The sequence below is a fragment of the Nostoc sp. KVJ3 genome (assembly GCF_026127265.1).
Lineage (GTDB): Bacteria > Cyanobacteriota > Cyanobacteriia > Cyanobacteriales > Nostocaceae > Nostoc.
This window is the reverse complement of sequence record NZ_WWFG01000002.1, coordinates 2,278,874-2,302,986: the sequence shown is the minus strand read 5'-3', so window position 1 is coordinate 2,302,986 and position 24,113 is coordinate 2,278,874. Positions and strand designations below refer to the sequence as shown.

Sequence of the window (24,113 nt, the reverse complement as noted above, 5' to 3'; positions counted from 1 at the left end):
GAAATTGAACCGCCCTTATCTTACTGCTGTGGAAGAGAAATTGTTGAGTGTTTTGGAGGCTGAAATTAGAGTTTAGTTATCAATCTCTTATCTCATCAAACTCATTCTGGATGGGAGCAAGGAGTGAGTAATTATTCTCTTAATGAGAATTGCTGTATATTTTGAGGTATGCCAGATTATACTCTCAAGATTTGCTCTATGATTGCTCTACCTGGTATCGCCATCCAAGACAAAATATACGAAAGTTCTAATTCTCTAGTGTATCGAGGCATCAGAGAGGATGGAGTAGGGATCATCGTCAAAATGCTAAAGCTTGATTATCCCTCACCCCAAGAACTGACTCGCTACAGACAGGAATATAAAATTACCAGTTCCCTCAATCTGGAAGGAGTTATCAAGGCATACAGCCAGCAAGACTATCAACGCACTCTGGTGATTATCTTAGAAGATTTTGGGGGAGAGTCCCTAGAGCAATGGATGCACAAGCGCCCAGATATCTTTTGCCCCATACCTTTATCTACTTTTCTAGGTCTTGCGATCGCTATAAGCGATATTCTAGGCAGAATCCATGCAGCCAATGTCATTCATAAAGATATCAACCCTGGAAATATAGTCCTCAATCTGGATACTGGCGTTGTCAAAATTATTGACTTTGGGATTGCCACCCAATTTAACCGCACTAATCCGACTTTCAAAAGTCCTCATGTTTTAGAAGGGACACTGGCATATCTATCTCCAGAGCAAACCGGGCGGATGAACCGTTTACTCGATTACCGCACCGATTTTTACTCCCTTGGTGTGACGTTCTACGAACTGCTAACTGGACATCTGCCGTTTACCACAGTGGATATGCTTGAGCTAGTCCACTGTCATATAGCTAAACAGCCTGTTCCGCCTCATGAAATAAATACAACGATTCCTAAGCCAGTTTCAGATATCATTCTCAAACTGATGGCAAAAAATGCCGAAGAACGCTATCAGAGTGCTTGGGGAATCAAAGCAGATTTAGAAATCTGTGCTGAACAATTAGCAGAAATCGGTCAAATCTCTAGCATTCAACTTGGGTTTCAAGACGTTTCGGGTAAGTTTCAAATTCCCCAAAAACTGTATGGGCGGGACAAGGAAGTTGCAATGTTACTGGCGGCGTTTAATCGCGTAGCGTGTTCAGAGTCAAATTGCGTCGCTACTTTATCAAAGAATTCGGAACACAGGGAACAAGCGGGCAATCCAAAATTCCAAGTCGAAATGATGTTGGTATCTGGCTATGCTGGCATTGGGAAATCTGCGTTAGTGCAGGAAATCTATAAACCAATTACCCAAAAGCGCGGCTATTTTATCTCTGGTAAATTTGATCAATTTCAGCGCAATATTCCCTATAGCGCGATCGCAGATGCTCTGCAAAAATTGGTGCAGCAATTGCTCAGTGAACCAGACGAACAGGTGCAACAGTGGCGATCGCACCTTCTAATAGCTTTAGAAACCAACGGACAAATTATCATTGATGTGATCCCCGAAGTTGAATTAATTATTGGTAAGCAGCCACCCGTCCCAGAAATTGGAGCAACTGAAGCTCAAAATCGCTTTCATCGAATCTTTGGGCAGTTTGTGCGGGTGTTTTGTTCAGAATCACATCCCCTGGCGATCTTCTTAGATGATTTGCAGTGGATAGACTCAGCAACGCTGAAGTTAATCGAGTTGATGCTCCTTGATGAGCAAACCCAATCACTATTTTTGATTGGAGCCTATCGAGATAATGAAGTAAATCAAACGCATCCATTAGCATTAATGCTAGAAAAACTGCGAAAAAAAGGGGCAGTGCTTCAAGAAATTATCCTGACACCATTAACGCTGGGTCAGTTGAGTCAGTTAATTGCCGAGACGCTACATCACAATATTGACAATGTTCATTCTTTAGCTGAGTTGGTATTGCGTAAAACTGAGGGCAATCCTTTTTTTGTCAATGAATTCTTGAGGACGTTGTATAGCGAAAATTTGTTGACCTTTGATTCAAAACATTTAAGTTGGCAGTGGAACATAGCTCAGATCCAAGCCCAAAACATCACTGATAATGTTGTAGAGTTGATGCTGATTAAGTTGAAGAAACTGGCAGAGAATACACAGCAAATTCTCCGGCTAGCTGCTTGCATTGGTGCTGAATTTAATTTAGATACTCTATCGATTGTTTGTGAGAAATCACCTGAAACGATTTTTCAAGATTTACTAACAGCCATACAAGTTGGATTAATTCAACCACTATCTGAATTAGATGAAAACTTGTTAATTCAAGAGTATAAGTTTCTGCACGATCGCTTGCAGCAAGCTTCATACGCCTTAATCAATGAGTCGCACAAAAAAGTTGTTCATCTCCAAATTGGTCGTAATATTCTCGGAAAAACTTTGCCGGAGCGACTATCAGACCGACTATTTGAAATTGTCGATCATCTTAATCATGGGATTGAGCTGGTTGCAGATCAACCCGAACGCAATGAAATTGCTAGATTAAATTTAATTGCCGGACAGAAAGCAAAGGCTGCGATCGCCTATAGTATGGCTCAAAAATATTTAGCCACAGCAAGAGTTTGGTTAGCAGCTTCTAGCTGGCAAACAAACTATGACCTGACATTAGAGTTATATTTAGAAACAACAGAAGTCGAGTACTTGTGTGGCGATTTTGAGCAGGTAGAACACTGGGCGGCGATCGTTCTACAATCAGCTAAAACGGTTCTCGACACCGTAAAAGTTTACGAAGTCAAAATTCAAACCGACATCGCACAGAACCACCTATTAAAAGCAATAAATACTGGATTGCAAGTGTTGCAGCAATTGGGGATCAGTTTTCCCGAAACCCCCAGTCAGTTAGATATTCAGCTTGAACTAGACGCGATCGCATCACTCTTTAGTGAGAAACAGATTAAAGACTTGATCCATTTGCCGGAAATGACCGAGCCAGACAAGTTAGCAGCAATGCGAATCCTATCTAGAATTACGATTACGGCCTGGATTGCCGCTCCTGATTTAATGGCCTTACTGGTATCTAAACAAGTCAGCTTATCATTCGAGCATGGAAATTCCTTTGCGTCTTCCTTTGCTTATGCCAACTTTGGATTAATTCTGTGTGGAAAGGTCGAAGACATCGAGACTGGCTACGAGTTTGGACAGTTAGCTTTAATGCAGTTGTCACAACCTAAGTCCCATTCACTCAGAGCTAGAACATCGCTCATCGTGAATACCTTCATTATTCATTGGAAAGATCATCTGAGAAACACATTACAGCCATTACTAGAAGTCTATCAAAGTGGGCTAGAAACCGGGGATTTAGAGTTTGCCGCCTATGGCGCTCACTCTTATTGCTTTAACTCCTATGTTGTCGGAAACGAACTCGTGGAGGTTGAACGCGAAATGGCGGCATATAATGAAGCACTTCGTCAAATCAAACAGGAAACAGCACTAACCTGGAATCAAACATTTCACCAGGCGATCGCAAATTTAATGGGATACTCGGTCAACCCAACCCGTTTAGTTGGCAAATTCTACAATGAGGAGAATGGATTGCCACAACACGAAGCAGCAAGTGATGGAACTGCAATCTTTGATGTCTATTTTAATAAACTTTTCTTGTGCTACCTATTTTCTGAGTATGCTCAGGCAGTTGAAAACTCAATCATAGCAGAACGTTATTTAATCCGAATAACAGGTACACCTATTGCGCCTTTTTACTACCTATATGATGCTTTGACAAGACTCGTAACATACCCTGAAAGCAGCGCTCAAGCGCAAGAGGAAATCCTCGAAAAAATTGCGGTTAGCCAGGAGAAAATAAAGCAATGGGCACATTATGCGCCCATGAATCATTTGCATAAATATCATTTAGTGCAAGCAGAAACTGCACGAGTTTTGGGTCAGTTGCTTGAGGCAGAAGAATTCTACGAGCAAGCAATTCTTGGGGCCAAAGACAACGAGTATTTGCAAGAAGAAGCATTAGCTTATGAATTAGCTGCTAAACATTATCTGGCAAGAGGGAGAGAAAAAATCGCCCAAACTTACATGAAGGAAGCACATTACTGCTATGAACGATGGGGAGCATCTGCAAAGGTGAAAGATTTAGAAAGTCGCTATCCCCAGCTATTTCCTCAATCGTCGGGCATGGCTTCCACGCAAATCCGCACCACTGCTGGAACTAACTCTAATACCTCACATATCGCTTTCGACTTAGCGACGGTGATGAAAGCTTCCCTTGCAATTTCGAGTAAGATTGAACTGGATCAGTTGCTCAGTTCTCTGATGCAGATATTAATTGAGAATGCAGGCGCACAAAACGGATGTCTGCTTTTGGAAAACTCAGGAGAATGGGCGATCGAAGCTGCTTGTGAACTGAATGATGGTGAGCAAGTCTGTGCTACGCAAGTCCTACAATCTATCCCAACTACAAATTATCTTCCTGAATCAATTATTAATTATGTGATTCGTACTCATGAATGTGTCATTTTAAATGATGCTACTCGTGAAGGTAATTTTATTAATGAGCCATATATTCAACACAATCAAACTCAATCAATCTTATGTTTACCTCTGCTCAATCAAAGTAAGCTAGTGGGGGTGTTGTATCTAGAAAATCAATTGGCATCTGGGGCATTTACACCAGAGCGAGTCTCCTTCGGAGACGCTACGCGAACGCAAGTCTTAAATCTGCTATCAACTCAAGCAGCGATCGCAATCGAAAATGCAAAACTCTACTCAAAGCTACGAGCTAGCGAAAGTCAGATGGCTCAATTTCTAGAAGCGATTCCGGTGGGAATTGGCATCATTGACGCGGCGGGTCGCCCTTACTATTTCAATCAGCAGGGAATTGATCTGTTGGGTAAAGGCGTTGATCCTGCCGCAACACCGGAGCAACTTTCAGAGATTTATCAACTATATGTGACGGGAACAAATCAAATCTATCCAACAGAGAGGTTGCCAATCATTCGGGCGTTGAGTGGCGAGCGGACGAGGGCTGATGATGCAGATATTCACCAAAACAACACAACCATTCCTGTTGAGGCATGGGGTACACCCGTCTTTGACGAACAGGGCAATGTGGCTTATGCGATCGGAGCTTTTCAAGACATCACAGAACGCAAACAAGCAGAACACCTCTTAGCCAATTACAACCGCACTCTAGAGCAACAGGTAGCAGAACGAACTTCCGCTTTACAAAAAAGCGAAGCCGCACTGCGCGATGTCTACGACAAGCTTCGCTTACGCGAACAAGAATTACGACTAATCACCGACGCTCTACCAGTTCTTATCAGCTACGTGGATGCAAATCAGCGCTATCGGTTTGTTAACCGTACTTATGAGGTTTGGTTTAACCTTAGTCGAGATGAGATTTTGGGCAAATCTGTTTATGAACTTCTGGGTGAGACGGTTTATCAACGGGTTGAGCCGTATATCAATCAAGTATTTGAAGGGCAAACTGTAACTCTGGAAGCAGAAATTCCCTTTTCACTGGGTAAAAGGTGCATCAGTGCTACCTTGATCCCCGATGGCGATTGTCCAAGGGACAGCGCCAAAGGCGATCGCAATACTCAAGTGAGAGGATTCTACAGTCTAATCACAGACATTAGCGAACAGCGAAACGCTGCACTGCGCGAACAAAAACGCGCCGAGCAAGCCTCAATTCTGGAAGAACGCAACCGCATGGCGCGAGAAATTCACGATACGCTAGCCCAATCCTTCACAGGTATTCTTGTTCAAGTAGGAGCCGCAACCCAAGTGCTAGCCGACGATATAGAAGCGACACAGGCACACCTGGAAATAATTGATGAACTAGCACGAATTGGACTTGCTGAGGCGCGTCGTTCGGTGGTAGCGCTTCGTCCTCAGCTATTGGAGGATGGCAATTTACATAGCGCCCTTCATCGCCTTGTGACTCAAATGAGAGCCGCTGCCGATACTGCTCTGATCTATGAAATCAAAGGTACAGCCTATTACCTGCCAGCCGAGGTTGAAAATAACTTACTACGAATTGGACAGGAAGCATTAACCAACGCCATAAAATACGCTGATGCTGCCGAAATTCGTGTTGAGTTGGTATATGACAATGCCCAATGCATTCTGCGCGTTAAAGACGATGGACGGGGTTTTGGAGTTGGTACGATCCCATCGGTTGGCGGATTTGGATTGCTGGGAATGAGCGAGCGAGCAGAACACATTGGCGCAGAACTGAGTATTCATAGCCAACCTGGGCAAGGAACAGAAATTGTTGTCTTTGTAAATAGAGAGTGAGAATATTAAATAATTCGTAATTCGTAATGACGCTCGCGGACTCGTTAACGCTGCGCTAACGTAATTAAGTTTTGGGTCGGGGTCTAAATATTCCACCCGAAGTAGGGGCAAAACTAGTGCAGAGGATGAGCAATCCAGAACTGAGTGAGCGAGAGCTAGATGTACTCCGTTTAATGGCGCAAGGAATGAGTAATTTAGAAATTAGCAGTACTTTGAGTATCGGTGAAAGCACCGTTAAATCTCACGTTAATCGAATTTTGAGTAAATTGGGAGTTAGCGATCGCACTCAAGCCGTGATTATTGCTGTTAAACGAGGGATTGTCAACTTGTAATATCAATTTTGCAATAGATATCTATACAATTAAATTTTCCCTTGTTAAGGCTACCATGTACACACAAATCTTTTAAAGTTACTACGTAATCTAAATTAAGTTAATTTTTGCAGGTCGATGCAATAAAGGTGCAGGTCGATGCAATAAAGATGCAGGTCGATGCAATAAAGGTGCAGGTCGATGCAATAAAGATGCAGGTCGATGCAATAAAGGTGCAGGTCGATGCAATAAAGATGCAGGTCGATGCAATAAAGATGCAGGTCGATGCAATAAAGATGCAGGTCGATGCAATAAAGACGCAAGGGGAGCATCTCAACTTTTGCAAATATACCAGACGATTAGAAATTGCGGCTACACAAACCAAGTCCGCCTACTGCGCTTCTTTGCGAGACCCTTTGCGAACGCGCACCACGCGGACTCAAAGAATTTTAAACCCACACAGGTGGGTTTTGTCTGTATAGCCGCGAATTCCATTGCCTGGGTAGGTGTGTTTTTACTAAAGTTGAAATGTAGATTCCAACTTTAGTTGGAGCCAACCTTCCATTTTGAGATGGACTGATTTATCAATCACTCTATTGAGTAAAAGTTTCAACTTTTAGGGGACGACAAGTTAGAGTTAATTGCATATATTTAATTCAGGCAAACATTGATTGCAACTAAGTTGCAATCAATGTTTGCTTTACACAAAGAAAGTAGAAAGAGGGTTGCATACTCAACGCTGGCGACGAGCATACGACCGTCGGAGGTATCAGTGACTTTTGACCCTGACCGCATGTTATTCGTCCCACCTTCAACACAAGATCGCATAAAAGGTGTGCTGAATGCCACAGTAGTGCTTGTGATGTATGGGGACTATGAATGTTCTCAAAGTGCGGACGTTTACAGGCTGATTAAAGTCATTGAGCGACAGCTTAGTGTTTCTTTGGGGGAGAATTATTTGTGTTTCATCTTCCGTCATTTTCCACAGATAGAGATTCATTCTCATGCTCAACGTGCGGCTGAAGCAACTGAAGCGGCTGCTGTCCAAGGTCAATTTTGGCCAATGCATGAAATGCTGTTCGACCATCAACAAGAGTTGGGAAATGGCTATCTGGTGGAGTACGCCAATAATCTAGGACTTGATATTTCCCAATTTCTACAAGATATATCTAAAAAAGTGTACATCGATCGCATCAATGAAGATATTGAAAGTGGATTACACAGTGGAGTAACATCTGCCCCAGCACTGTTTATTAATGGAATTCGGTATAGCAATCGCTGGACTGTTAAACAGATAATGGCAGCCATTGTTGCTGCAAATGATTAAGGTTTTGGATTCTTATCCCAACAAGTATTTCAGCGGGGAGTATTCCATAATTTCTATACGGACGACAAGAACCAGAGATTTGAGCAATTTAGCAAGAATACAAAGGCGATCGCCATGATAGTTTTTACATGGAAAAAAGTTAAAAAATTGTTGTTGTGGTTATTTGCATTAAGTGTTGTCGTTGGAATATCAATGCATCCAACATCAGCCACCTCCAAGGAATTACCTCAAGCGTCCAACTCTAAACCTGCGATTGTTCTCGTTCATGGGGCTTATGCTGATGGTACATCATGGCAACACGTTATTCCATTGTTGGAGCAGGATGGCTACAGAGTGACTGCTGTACAGATTCCGCTCACCTCGCTTGCTGATGATGTGGCAACAACGAAGCGGGTGATTAATAATCAAAAAGGTTCCGTTGTAGTAGTTGGACATTCCTATGGTGGAAATGTGATTACGGGTGCGGCGGCTGGCAATCCACAGGTGAAAGCTCTGGTTTATGTTAATGCTTTTGCACCAGATGTCGGTGAAAAGACGAGTGATTTGAATAAAAGGTACGCAGCACCTCCGATTAGTACGGCGATCGTATCTGATGCTGAAAACTTTCTCTATATCGATCGCGGGAAGTTTCACGAATTTTTTGCCCAGGATGTATCGGAAGCTGAGGCGCGAGTAATGGCAGCAACTCAAAAGCCCATCGCCAGTGCAGCCTTTGAGCAATCAGTGAATGAAATCGCCTGGAAAACGATTCCTTCCTGGTTTATCGTGACTCAAAGCGATCGCGCCATCAACCCTGAACTTCAACGATTTATGGCTAAACGGATTGGTGCTAAGACAACCGAAGTTAACTCCAGTCATGTTCCTTTTATCTCTCATCCAAAAGAGGTTGCCAAAGTGATTAAAGCAGCAAGCACTGCTGTGAAGTAATCCCAATTTAACGATTTGTTAGTGAGCTAAGTCCTGCGAACCAATGAGACGCTTGAGAACTGGTCTATCACTTAAAAGGAAAACTCAAAACTATGAATTTACAAACAGATAAAACCACCACTACTGCTGACGAGTCGGCAATCCGTGCTTTCCATCGCCAGATGATTGATGCTTGGAATCGTAGTAGCGGCGAAGGTTTCGCTGCCCCGTTCAGCGAAACTGCCGATTTCATCACGTTCGAGGGTACGCATCTCAAGGGTCGAAAAGAAATCGCTGCATTTCATCAGCAATTGTTCGACACGGTTGTTAAAGGAACACGCCTGGAGGGTGAGGTGGATTTTGTCCGCTTAGTGAACTCGCAACTCGCGCTCATGCTCGTAGTTATCAGGGTAATACTGCCCGGACAAACTGAAACTTCACCGTCACGAGATTCGCTGCCGCTATACGTCGTAACGAAAGGCGACGAAGGTTGGCAGATCGAAGGGTTGCTCAATACCCGGAAGTTAACGCTAGAACGTCAATTCTTTTTAGACGACTTTGACTCACTCAGCGCAGAGGCTCAACGTCAAGTGACCGAACTCGTTGCAAGTCTCAAGTAGCGTCACCGAAGAAGCGGAGGGACAGGGGGTTCAAAGCTTAGGGAGCAAGAGAAGAGTCCCGGAGCCGTGGAGAGGATCGGAACATGCGTATGAAGCCCCGCCTTTCTAAGGCGCTCTTACGCAAACCGAGAGTACAAGCTCCGTCTCAGTTTTCCCCCTTGCTCCCAGCAAGAACTGCTCCCCTGCCTCTTTTGACTGTTGAAGGCGATCGCAGCAAATAAGCAATAGCGTTCAGCGATTTTCATAGTTTCCCATAGAACAAGACAGATTGCGTAACTGTCTAATCCATTGAACGCAAACATCAATACAAAATTCACACAAATGGAGAAGTTTTATGGTGGGTAAACTTACAGGTAAGATTGCACTAGTCACAGGTGGTAACAGTGGGATCGGACTAGCGACAGCCCAGCGATTTGTAGAAGAGGGGGCTTACGTGTTTATCACTGGTCGTCGGCAAAACGAACTTGATGCTGCGGTGAAGAAAATTGGAGAAAATGTCACTGCTGTTCAGAGTGATGTGTCAAATCTCGCAGATATCGATCGCCTTTACACTACGATTAAGCAAGAGAAAGGACACCTCGATATCCTCTTTGCTAACGCTGGAAGCGGCGAACTTGCTCCACTTGGCTCGATTACCGAGGAGCATTTCGATAAGACCTTTAATACCAATGTCAAGGGTTTGCTCTTCACTGTACAAAAAGCACTGCCTTTGATGCCAGAGGGTTCATCGATTATCCTCAATGCCTCAATCACTTCGATTAAAGGTACTCCAGCGTTCAGCGTTTACAGCGCGACCAAAGCCGCCGTGCGATCCTTTGCCCGTAACTGGACACTCGACCTCAAAGAGCGCAAGATTCGCGTCAATGCCATCAGCCCCGGTGTGGTTCCGACTCCTGGCTACAATCTCATGGGATTGACTGAGGAACAGGTGCAGGGATTTGTGGCCAGCCAGGTTGACACTATCCCCCTTGGGCGGGTAGGTACACCGGACGAAATCGCTAAGGCGGTTGTTTTCCTTGCCTCGGATGATAGCAGCTTTGTCAACGGCATTGAACTGTTTGTCGATGGTGGTATGGCACAAGTTTGAATGTGCTTGCCGAGGACTCCATACTCATTCGTGAGAGGTTAAGGTCGTATCCCATTTGTCAATAAGCAATAGTACTCAAAATATGGCTAAAAAGTAGGGTTGGAAACACAATTTTTGAGCAGGCGATGCCTACGGCGGGCTACGCCTACGCCTAATCTGGATACGCATCATTCATTCTTGACCGATCGGTTCAGTACAATAGTTAACTTAGCACCTATACTTTGTCAAAATTTTCAGCATAATTTCTAATTGACAAAAGGAAGATTATCTTAACCTCTCACCGAGAAGCTCCGGGGCAGGGAGCAGGGAGCAGGGGGAGCAAGCCCTGCCCCGGAGCCGTGGAGCGGAGCAGAACATAGGTTGAGAGCAACGCCATAAAGGGCGCTCTTGCTGGGGCGGAGTCTGAGAGCTTCTCCGTCTCAGTTTTCCCCTTGCTCCCAGCAAGAACTGCTCCCCTGCCTCTTTTGACCGATGCTCCTTACTTGTGTTTCCCTAAACATTTACTCATTACAAAACAACATATTGGAAGTAGAACTTATGGCTGCAACAACCAAGGAAAATGATACTAAATCGTTCGTTTACTCAACCCGAATTGATATTCCTGGAGAAATCCGATCGCAAGTAAATATCTTACTCAATCAAAGCTTGGCAACTGCGATCGACTTGAAGACCCAGATCAAATACGCTCACTGGAATGTCAAAGGTAAAGATTTTTACCAATTGCATCTACTGTTTGATGAACTTGCTTCCGAAGTTGAAGAATTTATTGATTTGATTGCCGAACGCATCGCAACATTGGGGGGAAAAGCACTGGGAACTGCCCGGATTGCTGCCAAAGAATCGGAACTGCCTGAATATCCTTTCGATGCTGTTGATGGTATGGAGCATATCATTGCACTTAGCGATCGCTTGGCAATTTACGCCAAATCCCTCCGCCAAAACATTGAAAAAACAAATAATTTGGGTGACATGGATACCAACGATCTCTTTATTGAGATTTCACGAGCAATAGACAAGCGGTTGTGGTTTTTAGAAGCCCATCTGCAAACCTCATTTCAGAACCAGGATCGTGCAGACCAAACGTGAGGAGTGATTGATGAAGTTCCCGTCTTTCAAGACGCGATGAATCGCGTCTCTACATGAGGGTTTTGTTGCTCATTCTGAACTGTATTGCTATATAACCTTACACTGAATAAAGTCATGACCACATATCGTACAGTTTCGATTGATGGTTTAGATATCTTTTATCGAGAAGCTGGTTCCCGCAGTAATCCGACAATTCTGCTGTTGCACGGCTTCCCGACCTCATCTCACATGTTCCGCAATCTGATATCTGCACTTGGCGATCGCTTCCATCTAGTTGCACCCGATTATCCAGGTTACGGCAACAGTTCAATGCCAACCGTGAATGAGTTTGATTACACATTTGATCGCCTGGCCCAGATCGTGGAGAAATTTATTACCGCGATCGATCTCAATAAATATAGCCTTTACGTGATGGATTATGGCGCTCCCATTGGCTATCGAATTGCGGCTAAATATCCAGAGCGAGTTGAAGCACTCATCGTCCAAAACGGGAATGCCTACGAAGAAGGTCTGCGCGAATTTTGGGAACCTATTAAGGCTTACTGGCAAGAGCGATCGCCTGAAAATGCTGACAAGCTTAAACACCTTGTCAACTTGGAAGCCACGAAATGGCAATATACCAACGGCGTTCGCAATTTAGAAGCAATCAGCCCTGATACCTGGAATATGGATCAAATGTTCCTCGATCGCCCAGGAAACGATGAGATTCAGCTGGCGCTGCTGTATAGCTATGGCACGAATCCACCACTATATCCGCAATGGCAGGAGTATTTTCGCAAATATCAGCCACCAACCCTGATTGTTTGGGGTAAGAATGACTACATCTTCCCCCCAGAAGGCGCTCATCCCTACAAGCGCGACCTAAAAGACGTTGAGTTGCATTTACTCGATACCGGACATTTTGCCCTAGAAGAGGAAGGAGATGCGATCGCAGACCATATCCGTCGCTTTATTACAACTCACGTTGTGAAGGAGGACATCAAAATAATTCGTAATTGATAATGACGCGACGCTCCTGTGTCGCTACTGCTTCGCTATCGCGGACTCGCTAACGTAATTCGTAATTTTTACCCCACAACTGAAGTCGGGGGCTTGAAAAAAAGGAATAATGTTTTTTATCAAGAAAGGCAGAGGGCAGGAGGCAGAAGGCAGAAGGGAATACTGCCTCCTCCCTCTGCCTGTGACCGAACCGAACTTGGGTATAAAACCCCACCGTCTATACGGTGCTTACAATTGGTTGGGGTCTGAATCCCCAACGAAAAAGTTCCTTCTGCCCTCTGCCCTCAGCATAGATGCCTTCTTCAATTCCATCAATAAATTGAGAGGCTTGTACCATTAATTACGAATTACGAATTAGTAATTATTCGGTCAAGCCAGTTAACTTGACAGTGCCACTTCAAAAGATTATCTACCATCTATAAATCCAAGGAGGATTTATGATTAGTCAAGCAAACTCGCAAGCAGTGAAAGTTTTGGAAGTTGCAGACGATCCGCGTCTTTCCAGGGAAGTGAAGGCATTTTTAAAATTACTGAATTCGGGTGGTGCGCCCTTAGAGACATTACCTCCACTCGAAGCGCGTCAAGTCCTAGTGAATGCACAGGCTGACGTTAAAGTTGATCTTTCAGGCATTGATGAGTCTGAGAAGACGATTAGCGTTGATGGGTATTCGATCGCGCTAAACATCGTGCGACCAGAGGGTGTCAAAGGCACATTGCCTGTTTTCATCTTTATTCACGGTGGCGGTTGGGTGCTGGGCGATTATCCAACGCACAAACGCATGGTTCGGGATCTCGTCGTGCTTTCAGGTTTTGCGGCTGTCTTTGTCAACTACACTCGAACTCCAGATGCTCAGTATCCGCAGGCTGTCAATGAGATATATGCCGCTACCAAATGGGTAGCCGAGCATGGTGAGGAGATTAATGTTGATGGCAAAAATCTGGCAGTAGTCGGAAACAGTGTCGGCGGTAATATGACGGCTGTAACCACTTTGATGGCGAAAGCGAAAGGAGGCCCACATATTAAGTTGCAAATCTTGATGTGGCCCATTGTAGACGCTAGTTTTGAAACGGATTCTTATCAACAATTTGGCGAGAAACGTTTCCTAACCACATCTTTGATGAAGTGGATGTATGACCTCTACACCACAGACCTAGAAAAACGCAAAGAAATTTATGCTTCTCCGCTACAGGCTACTGTTGAGCAATTGAAAGGATTGCCTCCGGCGTTAATTCAGGTTGCAGAAAGTGATATCTTGCGTGATGGAGGCGAGGCCTATGGACGCAAGCTAGATGAAGCCGGGGTAAAAGTGACAACCGTGCGTTACAACGGTATGATTCATGACTTCGGACTGCTGAATGGTTTAGCTGAGGTTCCGGCAGTTCGTTCTCTTTTTGTCCATGCAGCCGCCGAACTGAAGAAATATCTGCAATAGGAAGCGATCATTTCTTTGGCGTTGCTGAATTGAGGTATGAAAATTCAAAATTCAATTTCTCAAGCTCTTACTCTCTGCGCCTCTGCGTGAAAAAAATCATACTTTCATTCAGCAACGCCGTTTCTTTTACCGCAGTTGCAATTAAGCCTCGTTTCAGTGCAAATCTGTCTAAGGATGAAGTTGTAAAAGCAATGAAGTAACGTCAACAACCATAGGACTCACCATCATGGAAAAACTAGACGGAAAAATTGCAGTCCAGAGCGCCAAGGACATTCGCGGCCCATCACCATTGATCGCTATCGAAAACGAAGCACCGGCCAAGCTGATTGTCGATCCACCGCTTCCCGAACCACTAGCCCAGGGTCGCGTCTTTATCCAGTACCGGACAGAGAACCTGCGCGTGTTGCCGGTGTTCGGCAAGGCTGCCCTGGAAGTATCGCCGCGCATCGGTCATATCCACATCACCGTTGACGACGCGCCGTGGCACTTTGTCGATGCCAGTGGGGAAACGATCATTCTGGTGGGACTGGAACCTGGTGTACACAAGGTGCTGATCGAACTAGCTGACCCTATGCACAAAGTAATCACCAGCGAAACTGTGAAGTTCACCCTGCCCGATCCTAAGAAATCATCATGAAAAAACTAGATGGAAAAATCGCAGTTGTGACCGAAGAGGCGGACAGGCAGGGGACTCTTAGCTGGGGGAGCAATCCCTGCCCCGAAGCCGTGAAGCGGAGCGGAACATGGGTACAAGCCCCGCCATAAAGGGCGCTCTTACTGGGGCGGAGTCTGAGAGCTTCTCCGTCTCATTTTTCCCCCTGCCCCCTGCCCCCTGCCCCCTGCTCCCCTGCTCCCCTGCTTCTTTTCACGGGGGCATCTAAAGGAATTGGTGCTTCAATTGCCAAACATCTGGCAGCCGTAGTTGTCAATTATCCCTCTAGTAAAGAAGCAGCCGATCGCGTGGTTATTGAACTGTATCAAACTGGTTGTAATTAGCTCCCCACAGACTTAATTTTAATTTAATTATGTTGATGCGATCGCCATTTTACACTGTCGCCATTTTACACTGTCATACTATGACCAACGCCGAAAATCCTCGACTACCCCTGCCGCCTTTCAATCGTGAATCCGCTATCCAAAAAGTCAGAATCGCAGAAGATGCTTGGAACACACGTAACCCTGAAATAGTATCACTCGCTTACACGGTGGATAGCATTTGGCGCAACCGATCAGAATTTCTATCTGGTCGTGAGGCGATCGTCCAGTTCTTGACCCGTAAGTGGCTTAAAGAATTGGACTACCGTCTAATCAAAGAGCTTTGGGCTTTTCAAGACAACCGAATTGCTGTCCGGTTTGCTTACGAATGGCATGATGATTCTGGCAACTGGTTTCGTTCTTACGGCAATGAAAATTGGGAGTTTGACGAACATGGATTCATGCGATGGCGTATTGCCAGTATCAACGATCTGCCAATTTCGGAGAGCGATTCTCCGAAGGAGACGCTACGCGATCGCAAATACCACTGGATACTAGGTCGTCGTCCTGACGATTATCCCGGATTGTCCGACCTCAATCTTTGAGAAACTGAAGCAATGAAAATATTATATTACTCAGTTTTTATCCTGCAAGGAGTCCACTACTATGAATGCAAACAACGGCATCATCAACCAGATCAGCCCGTATGCAGTGAATGAAACTATCGATCGCTTTTTAGCCATCCTTCAAGCAAAAGACATCACCATTTTTGCCCGCATCGATCAACAGGCTGAAGCCGAAAAAGTCGGACTTAGCCTACTTCCGACGCAATTGTTGTTGTTTGGCAACCCGAAAGCTGGAACTCCCCTCATGGTGGCAGAACCAACGATCGCCCTAGATTTACCTCTGAAAGTACTGGCATGGGAAGCGACTGACGGTAAGACATGGGTAAGTTACAACGATCCCAATTACTTAAAACAGCGATTTTCTCTCTCTGATGAGTTGGTGAAAAACATCGCTATCATTGCACCTTTAATCCATCAAGCACTCCTTTAATTAACTTATTTTTTGATTTAATTTAGATATTTGAGTATTAACCCAATTTAAAATTCACATGAAACTCATCTCTGTAAACGTCGGACTGCCGCGTGAAGTGAACTGGAAAGGGAAAATAGTTAGCACTGGAATTTTTAAAGAACCAGTTAGCGATCGCGTCATGCTGCGATCGCTCAATTTAGACGGTGATGGACAAGCCGATCTCACCGTTCATGGCGGAGCAGATAAAGCAGTCTATGTCTATCCGTTTGAGCATTACGATTACTGGCGAGGTGAATTGCCTGATATAGAACTACCTCTAGGCATCTTTGGTGAAAATTTCACGACTACTGGACTCAGAGAAGAAGAACTGAACATTGGCGATCGCTTTCATATCGGCAGTGTAAAACTGATGGTGACACAACCTCGCCTACCCTGTTACAAACTTGGAATTCGGTTTGGACAACCTGATATCATTAAACGATTTCTTGCAAGTCGTCGAACCGGATTTTACTTTCGTGTTTTGCAAGAGGGCGAAGTCGGAGCCGGAGATACTTTAGAGTTGGTGAGCCGGGATGACAACAATATTACTGTTGCTAATATCACTCAGCTTTCATTGGTGACAAGTTAAAGCTGTAAGTCTTTTGTCAAGAGGCTTTGAGAGAATCGCTGAAAAAAAACTGGTCAGACCCTCGTTGGAGATCAGGAAAAGGAGCGACAATTAACTTAACGTTTGGTTTTCGCTTCTGTTTGATAATACCTAAATCTCGATTTTGAGGGTCAGCAAAATACTTAATAGTATCTGTTGTGTTACCTTTTTGATGAGCCATTGTAAAATGGTAAAGACCACGATAAATCATTTCTAATGAGATTTCATCAAAGGGTAGAGAGAGTTCATCCGCTACGGCATCACCTAAATCTACTAAAACCGCATAAAATAACCACGTCGCCCAAATTTGTAACTTAATTCCATTAATTGAACCTGTCCATAAATAACTTAACCCCAAGAGTCTTTTGACTATATTAAAAGCATCTTCAATTCGCCAACGCCGCCGATATAAATCTGCTACTACATAAGGGGGTAAAACATGAGGGTCTAGGACGCTGGTTAAATAAGAATGCCATGTTTTTCCCGACCTTACTTCAATCAAACGTAAAGTTATAAACGGAGTCTTTTTAGTGCCAGAACCGAGACGTATCTTCCGGTCTCGCAGTCCATAACTATCTGTCAACACCTGTTCTACTTTGATTGCTGCTCCTTTCTTTATTCTGGTAATAAAGTCAACTTTATTCTCGATTAATTGATGCCAAAAGTTAAAGTGATAAAAACCTCTATCTAATAAGAGTAAAGTTCCGGCTCTAACTAAATTTAGGATATTTTCTTCTAGTTTAGTATCAGAAGCTTTAGGATTTTCTTCAAACCAAATTTCTACAGGTAATCTGGTCATTAAATCAATGACTGTACTCATCTTTCCTGCTAATTGTCCTCTTTGAGCTTCCTCTAAACTTTGTATTTTCCTAAACAATGCCTCCAGTGTTGACCCGTCTACTATCCAAATTTTCTCGAATTTTAATAATGTAAACTGAATACTTTCTGGTAATGGACGTTTATTTCTACTATGCCAAGCCGCTCTCAAACTAGGCAATAAATCTTTAAATACTTTTTCAAATAATTCTGATGGAAATGTCAAAAATCTCTGTGATACTGCTTGTTGACTAACTTTTGTGGGATTACACCACAGAAAACCGTCTCTGGCTAACATTCTTGTCAGTTCCCTGACTCCTGCTACATCTCTCCATAACAAGGTCAGCACCGCAGCCATCATCAATGGTAAATTCAGTATCCGTTCCCTGAGTCCTAGTTTTCGGTAGTAATTTTCTTGATTTGTAATCGCTGGTGTCAGTAATCTTTCCAGTTGCTCTGCAATTACTTCGTCTTCCACCATTGGTCTGTGTTTCTTTTTGGCATGGTCTCTATTGGTTTTTTTGCTGGTGGTCATGGCTAAGTCTCAATCGCTCAATTACTTGTCTAGATTGAGTTTCCCACTATTTTTGAACACTACAAATATCACCCTTGACAATTTCTCCTTTTCCTTAACTTGTCACCAATGCTCAGCTTTATACTCGTGAGCAGAACAATCCAGAGTTACTTCACCAAGCTGCTCAACTTGAAGCCTTACCCGAAAGCTGGCGCGACTACTTCCAGGAACAAAGTCGTCGTCAGGATTTGAAATAGAAACTGTTGCACTTTGGCGTTTTTGAAACAGCATTTAGGCAGTGGTGTCAAAGTCTGAAATGGGGCGACTACTGCCAGATAATTGCCCACCGCGATCGCTCTAGCAACCAAGCATTCTAATTCTGAATCACTGGAAAAACGCTGCATATCGCGGGTGGTTTTTAAGAAAGAGAAGGGTGAAAATCAACAAGCAAGGAGAAAACTATGAACATCAACAGGAATGACACCGCAATAGTCGTCATCGATCCGCAAAACGATGTCTTGAGTGAAAAAGGGGTTTCCTGGGATTTGGTGGGTGAGAGTGTTAAAGATAACAAGACCGTCGAGAACATCGAGCGAATCTTCAAAGCCGCAAAGCAGAATGAATTCGAGGTTTTTATCTCCCCTCATTATTACTACCCCACCGACCATAATTGGAAATTTGCCGGAAACCTAGAGCAAATGATGCTTGAGGTTAAGGAGTTCGATCGCCGTGGCGCGTTGAGCCTCGATGGATTCCTGGGATCGGGTGCTGACTGGCTCGATCGTTATAAGCCCTTCATTGAGGATGGCAAGACGATTGTGGCCAGCCCTCACAAAGTCTATGGGCCGCAAACCAACGATCTCGTTTTGCAACTGCGTAAACGCAACATCAGCAAAGTTATTCTACTCGGAATGTTGGCAAATCTTTGTGTTGAAGCTCACCTACGCGAATTGCTCGAACAGGGATTTGAGGTTCTTGTTGTCAAGGATGCAACAGCAGCCCCTCGGCATCCGCAACTGGGTGACGGCTATAAGGCAGCACTGATCAACTTTGGGTATATCGCCAATGCAGTCCTTTCTACAGACGAAGTTGTAGCAGCAATGCACTAACGTCAAACTCATTAATTCTACAACACTCATGCAAACAATGATGAAGTTAACCCTGTACTGCTGGACTTTCTCAAACAGGGAAATTAATCAGCATTCCAATACAAACAACCGAAAAGGAGGATGTCATGACTCAATATGACTACATTGTAATTGGTGCAGGTTCGGCAGGTTGTGTAGTCGCCAACCGTCTCACAGAAGACAGTGAAACAACCGTGTTATTACTCGAAGCTGGCAACCCAGATACTAAACCGGAAATTCAAATCCCGGCAGAATGCCTCAGCTTACTCGGCTCCGAAGTAGACTGGGCATACTTCTCTGAGCCAGAACCATACCTCAACGATCGCCAAATCTTTTGTCCTCGTGGCAAAGTCTTGGGTGGCAGCAGTTCGATTAATTTCATGATTTATCTGCGGGGCAATCATCACGATTATGACCACTGGGAGTCATTGGGAAATCCCGGCTGGAGTTACCAGGATGTACTGCCTTATTTCAAGAAATCCGAGCATCAGCAACGCGGCGCGTCCGAATACCACGGGGTTAACGGGGAATTGAGCGTGACCGATCTCATTGCCCCTGCTGTGGTATCCCAACGTTTTGTCGATGCAGCAGTGGCAATGGGATATCCCCATAATCCTGATGCCAATGGGATACAGCAGTCAGGTGCAGGACTCTATCAGTTGACAATCAAGGATGGTAAGCGTCACAGCACCGCAGCCGCTTTCCTCTTACCCATTCTTCAGCGTCCTAATTTGACTGTAATCACAAAAGCTTTGGTGAGTCGATTGTTGTTTGAGGACACCTGCACCGTTGGCGTGGAATACCTGCACGAGGGAACACTGCATCAAGTCAGGGTTAACCAGGAAGTAATTTTAAGCGCTGGCGCGTTCGATTCGCCCAAGCTGCTGATGCTTTCTGGCATTGGGAATGCAGAACACCTGCAAGCATTAGGAATTCCGGTAGTAGTTGAGTTGCCGGGTGTCGGTCAAAATCTTCAGGATCACCCTGTTGTACCTGTGGTATACGAAGCAACCAAGGATTTACACACAGCCAGCAGCAGTAGTATTGCGGAAGCTAGTTTGTTTTTGCATACCCAGGGTAATGTGGATGCTGCACCAGATTTACAGTTTCTCTTCGGCCCAATTGTGTTTGCACCCCCTGGGTATGCTCACTCTGGTTTAGGATTCACAAGTCTAGTCTGTTTGACCCATCCCCAAAATATTGGGAGTGTCAGTTTGCGTTCATCCGACCCCCAAGACGCACCGATGATTCGGCTAAACTTTCTGCAAAGTGAAGCCGATGTGCAGAAGCTCGTTGCTGGGATTAAATTAATGCGTGATTTGTTCCATGCAAGTGCCTTTGATGAATTTCGCGGTGAGGAAGTCGCTCCTGGTAAAGATAAGCAGAGCGATGAAGCACTCGTTGCTTATGTTCGAGAAGTTTGCAATACGGTGTATCATCCAGTCGGCACCTGCAAAATGGGTACTGATCCAATGGCAGTTGTAGACCCAGAACTGCGGGTACATGGGGTTGAGGGGTTACGTGTCGTGGATGCATCCATCATGCCAACAATCACTACCGGAAATACGAATGCACCCACTATTATGATCGGCGAAAAAGCTGCCGATTTAATTAAAGCCGCAGGTGGTATTTCACAGCCAACATCTTTAGCGATCGCCCGGAGCGCAGCGCCAAAGGCGATCGCAAGCTAACACAGAACTGTACAACTTATCTATCATAAATGTAACAATATTTGACTTCAACAAACTCAAAGGATATGGAAGTGGACACTCAACACTATGACGACATTATTATCGGCGGCGGCAAAGCGGGTAAAACACTTGCACCAGCGCTGGTTGCTAATGGACGAAAAACCGCTCTGGTTGAACGCAGCTTAAACATGATTGGTGGCGGGTGCATTAATATTGCTTGTATTCCTACTAAAACTATGGTGGCGAGTGCCAATGTAGCAAACACAGTGCGAAACAGTGCCGCTTATGGTGTTAAAGCTAATACACCCATCGTTAATTTAGCAGAGGTGATCCAACGAAAACGATCGGTTGTGCAATCTGCGCGGGAAATGAATTTGCACAATCTAGAAACGGCTTTGGATAAAAACTTGATCATTGGCGAAGCAAGGTTTGTTGCTCCCAAAACGATCGCAGTAACGACGACTGAGGGGAACAATCGCTTACTTACCGCCGAACGGTTATTTATTAATACAGGCACACGACCGTTAATTCCATCTGTACCCGGACTCACTGAAGTTGAGTTTTTAACGAGTGAGTCGATTATGGAGTTAGAATACCTGCCTGAACACCTGATCGTTCTCGGTAGTGGCTATATTGGTTTAGAGTTTGCCCAGATGTTTCGACGCTTTGGCTCTGGCGTTACTGTCATTGGGCAAAGTGAGCAAATCCTGTCACAGCAAGATCCAGATATAGCGATCGCAGTTCAAACACTGCTAGAACAAGATGGTATTGAATTCTTGCTGAAAGCGAAGGTATTGAGGGTCGATCGCACTGATAATGAAACCATCCTGCAAATCCAAGTTGGCGATCGCTCCGTCAGCCTCCAGGGGTCGCATTTGCTCGTCGCCGTTGGTCGTGCGCCCAATACCGAGAGCTTAAATTTAGCTGCTGCTGGTGTGGCAACCGATACACGTGGATTTATTCAAGTTAGCGATCGCTTGGAGACAAATGTACCCGGAATTTGGGCGTTAGGCGACATCAACGGCGGGCCGCAATACACCCATATATCGCTCGACGATTATCGCATTATCAAAGCTAATTTAATTGATCGGGGCAACCGCAGTACACGGGATCGCTTAGTGCCATCCTGTTTGTTCATCAATCCAGAACTGGCGCAGGTGGGTTTGACTGAAACTGAAGCACAGCAACAAGGATATGCCATCCGCGTGGCGAAGGTCGATGCATCAGCCGTTCCTAGAGCGAAAACACTTGGTCAAACCGATGGACTGCTAAAGGCGATCGTGGATACCGAGACAAATCGGATTTTAGGATGTTCCCTGTTGTGCCATGAAGCGGGGGAAGTGATTTCGACGGTGCAGATGGTGATGCAAGCTCAGATGCCTTACACCGTTCTGCGCGATGGCGTTCTGACTCATCCCACGATGACCGAAGGATTAAATATATTGTTTTCCAAGTTGTAAGGAGACAGGAAGCGCAGACCCAAGGACTTACCAACTACTAGCACCGGATCAATATTATCCAAGTCAACCCCAAAGATTATAAATTGTTTGATCGAGCGCTACGTTGTGCTTTAACCCACATGATGACAGGGGAAGACTGTGTACCTCCATCGGGTTCTGATGTCGCTCTCCGATATTTGCGCGATCGCATTAATGTACCACGAGACATGTCCATCTACGCAGCCAAGCGATTGAGGGAATCCCTGGAGAAAACCGCAGCCCTTGCGGGTGATGGGCAGCCAGCCCCCATTCCCACTAAGCATCGACGAGATCAAGACCCGTCTAACTTTGTCATCAAGTAGGATTACCGCACCCATTACGGTCGTAAAAAATACTAAAGTTTTCTCTTCACTCCCCCTGCTCAAGAACAGCTAAAGATTGCTCTTTTCACGATGATCTCACTTTTTCGCGTTGCTCCCTTTTGGGTATTTGGTATTGGGTTTTTTGACTGCTAGTACCGCAAGGCAGAAGTCACTCATTCAAAAGTCACTTATGCTCTAATTTTAGGTTTTCTGGCTGTAATAAAATAGTAGGTTTATTTCCGCCGACCTATACTAGGTTAAATTATTTGCTTTTTCAACTGCTTCCTTTAACTCTTCAAAGGTAATACTACCGTCTTTGTCTGAATCATAATTTACTAGCAATTCCTGGGGACTAGTAGTATTTGTTTCGGATGAAATGATTGCACTTAAGCCAGGACTTAAAAAAAGATCATTAATGGAGATTTTGCCATCTCGATCGCTATCTAAGGTATTAAAAAGAGATTGAAGCTCTTGCTCGGTTGTCATAAGTTTCTATCTGAAGTAGTGTTTTAACTTAATATCTCATTAATCTTTGATTAATCTCTCAAAATTAAATAAACTTGTATCAAAAGACGTAGAAACGGCTATCGCTGGGCTTAGATCGGGGTACGCTGTAGGTTACAGGGTTTACGCTCCCGACTTAGCCTTCAAAGGGAGCATCATCGCTTCGTTAGCATAGTTAATTTTTCTTCACATAGTTCGGTTTTTCTGAGTCGTTCTACTTAAGGGCTAGCCAAAGCTGTCCCGCTTGACGCTGCTACCCAATCAAAATAAAGATAAATGATAAAAAGGATAAATGAACAGTAAAAATAAATCCAGTAACTTTTATGAGTCAAACCCAATCGGAACTAAAGCTACTGACCTTCGATGAATTTATCGAATGGTATCCAGAAAACTCAGAAGTACGTTACGAATTACATGATGGGGTGATTGTGGAGATGCCAAAGCCTAAAGGGGAGCATTCTGATTTGGCTGGTTTTTTGATTGAAGAATTACTGATCGCAATTAGAGAGATGGGTAAACGCGGTATCTGGACTATACCCAAAGAATCCATTATTAAACCATACCGAGACAAATCAGGGTACGAACCGGATATTATTGTTTTAAATCAAGAAACTATTGATACCGAAACACGCTGGAAGAAGGAATCAGTTATCCATAATGCTAGTTCGCTCAAACTAATAGTTGAAGTAGTGTCAACCAACTGGCAGGATGATTATTACGATAAGCTTCGTGACTATGAAGCTATGGGTATACCTGAATATTGGATTGTCGATTATGCAGCTTTGGGTGGACGTGTATTTATTGGTAGTCCCAAAGTTCCGACTATTTTTGTCTGTGAACTTATTGATGGTGAATATCAAATGACACCCTTTAGAGGAACAAACCTTATAGTGTCTCCTACTTTTTGTCAGTTCAATCTAACCGCACAACAAATTTTTGACTCGGTGATGTGAACTTTTTAAACT

General features: G+C 44.4%; 20 protein-coding genes and 2 pseudogenes. 19 read left to right on the top strand and 3 right to left on the bottom strand.

Annotated features, from left to right (window positions below):
* Nucleotides 1-198 precede the first annotated feature (198 nt).
* The 14 genes and pseudogenes from GTQ43_RS25800 to GTQ43_RS25735 all read left to right on the top strand — a co-directional run bounded on the left by GTQ43_RS25800 (nt 199) and on the right by GTQ43_RS25735 (nt 16,677).
* Nucleotides 199-6,267: an AAA family ATPase gene (locus GTQ43_RS25800; RefSeq protein WP_265276551.1), complete on the top strand. Its 6,069-nt coding sequence runs from the start codon at nt 199-201 to the stop codon at nt 6,265-6,267.
* A gap of 89 nt (nt 6,268-6,356) precedes the next feature.
* Nucleotides 6,357-6,599, top strand: a pseudogene (locus GTQ43_RS25795) (response regulator transcription factor); the annotation flags it as partial.
* A 107-nt stretch (nt 6,600-6,706) separates the two neighbouring features.
* On the top strand, nt 6,707-7,060 hold the full coding sequence (locus tag GTQ43_RS25790; RefSeq protein WP_265275543.1) for a hypothetical protein: 354 nt from the start codon (nt 6,707-6,709) through the stop codon (nt 7,058-7,060).
* A 311-nt stretch (nt 7,061-7,371) separates the two neighbouring features.
* On the top strand, nt 7,372-7,905 hold the full coding sequence (locus GTQ43_RS25785; protein WP_265276550.1) for a DsbA family protein: 534 nt from the start codon (nt 7,372-7,374) through the stop codon (nt 7,903-7,905).
* Between the two features lie 114 nt (nt 7,906-8,019).
* Complete coding sequence (locus GTQ43_RS25780) at nt 8,020-8,832, top strand: alpha/beta fold hydrolase (protein WP_265275542.1); 813 nt, start codon at nt 8,020-8,022, stop codon at nt 8,830-8,832.
* Nucleotides 8,833-8,924: 92 nt separating this feature from the next.
* Complete coding sequence (locus GTQ43_RS25775; protein ID WP_265275541.1) at nt 8,925-9,431, top strand: SgcJ/EcaC family oxidoreductase; 507 nt, start codon at nt 8,925-8,927, stop codon at nt 9,429-9,431.
* 337 nt (nt 9,432-9,768) lie between these two features.
* Complete coding sequence (locus GTQ43_RS25770; protein ID WP_265276549.1) at nt 9,769-10,518, top strand: glucose 1-dehydrogenase; 750 nt, start codon at nt 9,769-9,771, stop codon at nt 10,516-10,518.
* Nucleotides 10,519-11,055: 537 nt separating this feature from the next.
* The gene (dps, locus tag GTQ43_RS25765; RefSeq protein WP_174709317.1) at nt 11,056-11,604 is read left to right on the top strand and encodes a DNA starvation/stationary phase protection protein Dps; all 549 of its coding nucleotides are present in this window, start codon (nt 11,056-11,058) and stop codon (nt 11,602-11,604) included.
* 114 nt (nt 11,605-11,718) lie between these two features.
* Nucleotides 11,719-12,603 (top strand): alpha/beta fold hydrolase, encoded by an 885-nt coding sequence (locus GTQ43_RS25760; protein WP_265275540.1) that lies wholly within the window; start codon nt 11,719-11,721, stop codon nt 12,601-12,603.
* A 437-nt stretch (nt 12,604-13,040) separates the two neighbouring features.
* On the top strand, nt 13,041-14,036 hold the full coding sequence (locus GTQ43_RS25755) for an alpha/beta hydrolase (RefSeq protein WP_265275539.1): 996 nt from the start codon (nt 13,041-13,043) through the stop codon (nt 14,034-14,036).
* 226 nt (nt 14,037-14,262) lie between these two features.
* Nucleotides 14,263-14,673: a DUF6130 family protein gene (locus GTQ43_RS25750; protein ID WP_265275538.1), complete on the top strand. Its 411-nt coding sequence runs from the start codon at nt 14,263-14,265 to the stop codon at nt 14,671-14,673.
* Between the two features lie 439 nt (nt 14,674-15,112).
* Nucleotides 15,113-15,616 (top strand): nuclear transport factor 2 family protein, encoded by a 504-nt coding sequence (locus tag GTQ43_RS25745; protein ID WP_265275537.1) that lies wholly within the window; start codon nt 15,113-15,115, stop codon nt 15,614-15,616.
* A gap of 61 nt (nt 15,617-15,677) precedes the next feature.
* Nucleotides 15,678-16,067, top strand: a complete 390-nt coding sequence (locus GTQ43_RS25740; protein ID WP_174709322.1) for a DUF302 domain-containing protein — start codon at nt 15,678-15,680, stop codon at nt 16,065-16,067.
* Between the two features lie 58 nt (nt 16,068-16,125).
* The gene (locus GTQ43_RS25735) at nt 16,126-16,677 is read left to right on the top strand and encodes an MOSC domain-containing protein (RefSeq protein WP_265275536.1); all 552 of its coding nucleotides are present in this window, start codon (nt 16,126-16,128) and stop codon (nt 16,675-16,677) included.
* A gap of 16 nt (nt 16,678-16,693) precedes the next feature.
* Here GTQ43_RS25735 and GTQ43_RS25730 read toward each other — a convergent pair whose 3' ends face one another.
* Nucleotides 16,694-17,992, bottom strand: coding sequence for an IS4 family transposase (locus GTQ43_RS25730; protein WP_265273659.1), 1,299 nt, complete (start codon nt 17,990-17,992; stop codon nt 16,694-16,696).
* Nucleotides 17,993-18,222: 230 nt separating this feature from the next.
* A complete protein-coding gene (locus tag GTQ43_RS25725) occupies nt 18,223-18,429 on the bottom strand; it encodes a hypothetical protein (protein ID WP_265275535.1) in 207 nt (68 codons plus the stop codon).
* A gap of 57 nt (nt 18,430-18,486) precedes the next feature.
* Here GTQ43_RS25725 and GTQ43_RS25720 point away from each other — a divergent pair, with 57 nt between their 5' ends.
* The 4 genes and pseudogenes from GTQ43_RS25720 to GTQ43_RS25705 form a co-directional block, all read left to right on the top strand.
* Nucleotides 18,487-19,134: a cysteine hydrolase gene (locus GTQ43_RS25720; protein WP_265275534.1), complete on the top strand. Its 648-nt coding sequence runs from the start codon at nt 18,487-18,489 to the stop codon at nt 19,132-19,134.
* A gap of 125 nt (nt 19,135-19,259) precedes the next feature.
* Nucleotides 19,260-20,843 (top strand): GMC family oxidoreductase, encoded by a 1,584-nt coding sequence (locus GTQ43_RS25715; RefSeq protein WP_265275533.1) that lies wholly within the window; start codon nt 19,260-19,262, stop codon nt 20,841-20,843.
* A 65-nt stretch (nt 20,844-20,908) separates the two neighbouring features.
* Complete coding sequence (locus tag GTQ43_RS25710) at nt 20,909-22,303, top strand: mercuric reductase (protein ID WP_265275532.1); 1,395 nt, start codon at nt 20,909-20,911, stop codon at nt 22,301-22,303.
* Nucleotides 22,304-22,344: 41 nt separating this feature from the next.
* Nucleotides 22,345-22,644 (top strand): annotated as a pseudogene (locus GTQ43_RS25705) (glutathione S-transferase); the annotation flags it as partial.
* Between the two features lie 252 nt (nt 22,645-22,896).
* On the opposite strand, the gene GTQ43_RS25700 reads toward GTQ43_RS25705, so the two are convergent.
* Complete coding sequence (locus GTQ43_RS25700) at nt 22,897-23,130, bottom strand: EF-hand domain-containing protein (protein WP_265275531.1); 234 nt, start codon at nt 23,128-23,130, stop codon at nt 22,897-22,899.
* Between the two features lie 341 nt (nt 23,131-23,471).
* On the opposite strand from GTQ43_RS25700, the gene GTQ43_RS25695 reads away from it, so the two are divergent.
* On the top strand, nt 23,472-24,101 hold the full coding sequence (locus tag GTQ43_RS25695; protein WP_265275530.1) for a Uma2 family endonuclease: 630 nt from the start codon (nt 23,472-23,474) through the stop codon (nt 24,099-24,101).
* The last annotated feature ends 12 nt before the right edge of the window (nt 24,102-24,113 follow it).